Genomic DNA, 4,620 nt, shown 5'->3' on the forward strand with positions numbered 1-4,620 from the left:
TTACCCCTTATGCTCCTAAGGAGGGTTCAGTAGGCTATTTATCTCCCGAGGCACATATGGCTTTAGCTCTTATAGGCGAGGGTAAAGCATATTTTAAAGATGAATTATTGTCAGCAAGAGAAGCATTAAGTATGGCGGATATAAAGGTAATAGATTTAGCAGCAAAGGAAGGCTTAGTATTAACAAATGGCACCACTAGTACTACTGCCATAGGTGCTATAGCTATATATGATATGCTAAAGGCAGCAAAGGCGGCAGATATTATCGGAGCAATGAATATTGAAGTGATAAAGGGAACTACTAAGGCCTTCGATGAAAGACTTATGAGTACACGACCCCATGAAGATCAAATAAATACAGCAAAAAATGTAAGGAATATATTACAAACTTCTCAGATAGCAAAGGAATATAAAAGCTATAGGCTACAGGATGCCCTATCACTTAGGTGTATACCACAGTTACATGGAGCCGCTAAGAAAACATTAAGGGATGCCCTTAAAACCATTGAAATAGAAATCAACTCATGCTGCGATAACCCTATAATTTGGTCCGAAGGGGAGGATGGAGAAGTTATCTCGGGAGGGCACCCTGATTCATCCTATGTGGGGCTTGAAATGGACTCTGCATGTATAGCAGCTACAATGCTTGGAAAGATGTCAGAACGAAGGAACAATAGGCTGATAGACGGTAGTCTATCAGAATATCCATGGTTTTTAATAAAAAAGCCAGGACTTAATTCAGGTCTTATGGTACCTCAATATACCCAAGCCGGACTATTGAATGATATGAAAATCCTATCCCATCCAGCAACAGTAGATGCAATACCAACCTGTGGTAATCAAGAGGACTATGTTGCAATGGGATATAACGCTTCTAAGAAGGCAAGACAGATAGCAGATAAGCTTGAATATATACTAGCAATAGAGCTTTTATCAGTGTACCAGGCCCATCAATATGTAAAGGAAGGCCTTATGCCAGCAGAAGCAACAAAGGTAGTTTTAGATGAGATAGCCAAAAAAGTACCTGTGATGGAAGAGGATATGTATCTTTACCCCCATATAAATACTTTAAAGAACTTAATTCATTCAGAGTATATTGTAAGGCTTGTAGAAAAAGTGATTGGAGGATTAGAGTAAAATGAAGAAAGTACAAATGGATATTAAAAAAATATTTTTTACACCTCCAAAATCTATGTTCGAGCGAATTACTTTATTCATAATGCTAACAATCACATTTATTATTTTCTTCACACCACTAAAGTTCTCAAAAATGCACCCGTTAGAGGCTGGGCTAACAGCAGCTCTACCTGCTGTATCTATCTCATGGGGCTGGATTATATTACTAAGGTCAATTTTTAGGAAAAGCGATTTTACTAAAGAATAAAAAGAAGCAGACAAGGGGATATAAGCTTGTCTGCTTTTGTATGTATGCGCTACCTTATATAATACTGGCTTTACTATTTTTCTAAAAGTGATACAATTAAGTTAAAAACAGAATAATACTTTATTTGGCAACATAAACCCCGTCCCCCCGACATAAGGAGATGAGAAGATGCAAACATTAAAAAGACTATGGATGATTATTGCTAGTGCATATATACTTTTGTTCTTTTCTGAGTACTATTTTTTAAATGAAGAACCAGCTATCGGCTTAATAGATACACTAACTACAAATCCCGCTGGACTTATATTCCTCATTGAGTTTATTATTATGTATGCTTTTTTCTCCTACAGCATGTTGATTGCATTGCAAAAGTTTAAGGTAAGTAATATTTGGGGGCTAATACTGGCAGGAGCACTGTTTGGTTGGTGGACAGAAGGCATTGTTATTCCAATTTACTATGAAGCCCTTCCCTACTCAATTTTTTGGCCCAGTATAGGATGGCATGTCATTGTGGATGTACTTCTTGGGTGGTACTTGGTTAGAAAAGTTTTACATATGAATAAACCACTATATACAGTTCTACTTTCATCTGCTCTAGGGATCTTTTGGGGAATATGGGCTACTTGGTTTTGGGGAGAAGGCTTGTCCCCCATAGCACCAACGGATTTTGTAATATATAGCTTTTTTACAGTTTTTCTATTGATTATAGCCTATTGGTCAATTGATAGCTTTAATCCCGTTAAAATGGCTATTTCAAAACTAGAAATTATCTTATTTGCTGTGTTTAGTATTTTTTGCTTTATCACTATTACACTATCCTTAGGGATACTACCTATTCTCTACTTTGTTCCAATGGTGGCAATTACTTGCTTGGTTTTGTGGATAGGTGGCAAATCAGAAAAAAGGGATTCACTGTTTGATGGATTTGAGGTGAAAACAAAAAAATGGCAGTATCCAATATTATTGTTAATACCCTTGACTTCATCAATTGTGTATAACAATATCTATAAAAGCAAGCTAGATACAGGCTTTACAGAGCTAATACCCTTGGCACTGCTGGTGGCAGCAGTACCACTGTATTTAATTGCAATGGTTAAGGTAGCATTTAAAACAAGATAATGTAAATTAAATAGGGTGCCAACAACCCCGTCAGACTGACACGTCATATAAAGAAGGAGATAAAATGATTGAAAAAAAGATACAATCAAAAAGAGGAACAGTTTACTATTGGACTAATGAGAACAATAACGAAAATGAATTGGCTATTGTTTTTTGCCACGGATTAACAGCAGATCATACCCTTTTTGACAAGCAAGTACAGCATCTAGCAAATGACTATAAATTAATAAGCTGGGATATTCCATTGCATGGAAAATCAAGACCCTATCAGGATTTCTCCTTCGCTAATGTAAACAAAGAGCTTTTAGAAATACTTAAACAGGAGAAGGTTGAAAAGACAGTATTAGTGGGACAATCGGCTGGAGGCTATATAGCTCAGGCCTTTATCAATGAATATCAGGAAAAAGTAATTGGAATTGTAGGCGTTGGTACAACCCCTTTTGGCAATAGCTATTATAAGAAATCTGAGCTATTTTGGATAAGCATTATTCCAGTATTGCCATGCTTTACCCCTATAGCCTATACTGTAAAGCAGGTGCTAAAGCTGTTACAATAACTGATGAGTCCAGAGAAAACATGCACAATGCACTTGTGAAGCTGGGTAAAAAAGATATGCTAAAGGCTGCTTCTTCTGTCTATGGTGAGTTCCTAAAGGTTGAAGAGGAGGTAGATTTTAACTGTCCAGTTTTATTAACCTATGGTGAGTATGATAATACTGGATATGTGAAAAAATACAACGATTGCTGGGCAGACAAAACAGGTTTTCCTTTAAATGTAATAAAAAACGCTTCCCATAATGCAAATTATGATAACTATAAGGAGTTTAATCAACTGCTTGTTTCTTTTATGCACACAATAAAATAGACCTCAGCTATAGTAGCTGAGGTATTTTATTCATTGGTCTAATGTCTTAAACGAGATGTATCATTAGTTTATTATTGGTCGAGTTTGGAGATACAGCTTTAAATCTGGATGTGTTCCTTTAGTTATAACATCCCTCAAAATTTTAGCCAAAACCATGTTGTAAACAGTACCATTGTCACCATAGCCCATGAGTAAATAAAAGTGCGGAAGCTCCTTGTAAATTCCAATCATAGGCAAACCATCATGGGTACCACCATAGAAGGCAGATAGATAGAACTCTGGCTCTACTGAAATATCTGGAAAAAGCTTGTTAAACTCATCAATTATTTTATCCTTTTTGCTTGTTAACATAGAGTCCCTTTGCTGAGGATATTTGGTGTTTTCATCTAAACCTCCAATTATTACTCTGTTATCAGCTGTTGTACGCATATAAATGTAGGGTCGTGCAGTTTCCCAAATTAATGAGCGTTTATACCATGAGGAAAAGTCATCTATTGGAGTGGTAACAACTGCGTAGGAGCTAACTATTACTGCATTTTTATCCTTTTTAAAATCTAAGCACTCATAACCAGCAGCTACAATTACATGCTGAGCTTTAATGGAATATCCATTAGTTGTAAACATGACTACTCCATCCTTCTCAATGCCTCTACCCTTCACCTCTGTTTCCTCATAGATTCTAACACCTTTACTCTTAACCTTCTCAAGTAAACCAATGGTAAACTTATATGGATTTAACTCTGCATCATTTCTAAAGTAAATGGCGGCATGCTTACTAAAGGGATAGTGCTTGCTAATTTCCTCTTCTGTGAAAAACTCCACCTGAAAGCCGTGTTTCTTTAAAAGGGAGTATTCCTTTTCAAGCTTTTCTACATCCTCTTGATAGCTTGCGTAATAAAGAGAGTCTCTTCTTTGGAAGTCAGGCTGTATATCTAAAGAATAACAAACTTTTTCAATTTCATTCATTCCTTCTTCGCATAGCTTAAGATGATGAGCAGCATTTTCTTCACCAAAGCTATTACTTAATTGAGTAAAGGTTTTTTCACCTAGATATTGAATGAGAGCAGTGTTGCAGTATGTACTGCCTTGTCCTACCTTTCGTTTATCTACAATAACAACATCTAATCCAGCTTCACTAAGGTAGTGGGCACATTGTGCACCTGAGCTTCCGCCACCCACAATTAAAACATCACATTCAATGTTTTCTTTTAAAGATTCATAAACAGGGGTATTATAATGCCCCCCAATGTCAAG

The 4,620-nt window shown here is 36.5% G+C and carries 6 protein-coding genes; 5 read left to right on the forward strand and 1 reads right to left on the reverse strand.

Annotation, left to right across the window (positions count from 1 at the left end; genetic code table 11):
* The 5 genes from F8153_RS14820 to F8153_RS16340 all read left to right on the forward strand — a co-directional run.
* Positions 1-1,136: HAL/PAL/TAL family ammonia-lyase (locus F8153_RS14820; protein ID WP_151867140.1), on the forward strand; the 1,136-nt coding region annotated here is incomplete at its 5' end.
* A 1-nt stretch (position 1,137) separates the two neighbouring features.
* Positions 1,138-1,383: a hypothetical protein gene (locus tag F8153_RS14825; protein WP_151862171.1), complete on the forward strand. Its 246-nt coding sequence runs from the start codon at positions 1,138-1,140 to the stop codon at positions 1,381-1,383.
* A gap of 168 nt (positions 1,384-1,551) precedes the next feature.
* On the forward strand, positions 1,552-2,502 hold the full coding sequence (locus F8153_RS14830) for a hypothetical protein (RefSeq protein ID WP_151867141.1): 951 nt from the start codon (positions 1,552-1,554) through the stop codon (positions 2,500-2,502).
* A 64-nt stretch (positions 2,503-2,566) separates the two neighbouring features.
* Positions 2,567-3,058 (forward strand): alpha/beta fold hydrolase, encoded by a 492-nt coding sequence (locus tag F8153_RS16335; RefSeq protein ID WP_207707741.1) that lies wholly within the window; start codon positions 2,567-2,569, stop codon positions 3,056-3,058.
* 20 nt (positions 3,059-3,078) lie between these two features.
* Positions 3,079-3,366: an alpha/beta hydrolase gene (locus tag F8153_RS16340; RefSeq protein WP_207707742.1), complete on the forward strand. Its 288-nt coding sequence runs from the start codon at positions 3,079-3,081 to the stop codon at positions 3,364-3,366.
* 63 nt (positions 3,367-3,429) lie between these two features.
* On the opposite strand, the gene F8153_RS14840 is transcribed toward F8153_RS16340, so the two are convergent.
* Positions 3,430-4,620 (reverse strand): NAD(P)/FAD-dependent oxidoreductase (locus tag F8153_RS14840; protein ID WP_207707743.1); only part of this gene is annotated, 1,191 nt, incomplete at its 5' end.

Origin of the sequence: Alkaliphilus serpentinus (assembly GCF_009017255.1) — a bacterium.
Classification (GTDB): Bacteria; Bacillota; Clostridia; order Peptostreptococcales; family Natronincolaceae; genus Alkaliphilus_D; species Alkaliphilus_D serpentinus.

What these genes read in the sequence shown, in the direction of transcription:
- F8153_RS16335 (WP_207707741.1), top strand. Translation starts at nt 2,567, where the DNA reads ATGATTGAAAAAAAGATACAATCAAAAAGAGGAACAGTTTACTATTGG.
- F8153_RS16340 (WP_207707742.1), top strand. Translation starts at nt 3,079, where the DNA reads ATGCACAATGCACTTGTGAAGCTGGGTAAAAAAGATATGCTAAAGGCT.
- F8153_RS14830 (WP_151867141.1), top strand. Translation starts at nt 1,552, where the DNA reads ATGCAAACATTAAAAAGACTATGGATGATTATTGCTAGTGCATATATA.
- F8153_RS14825 (WP_151862171.1), top strand. Translation starts at nt 1,138, where the DNA reads ATGAAGAAAGTACAAATGGATATTAAAAAAATATTTTTTACACCTCCA.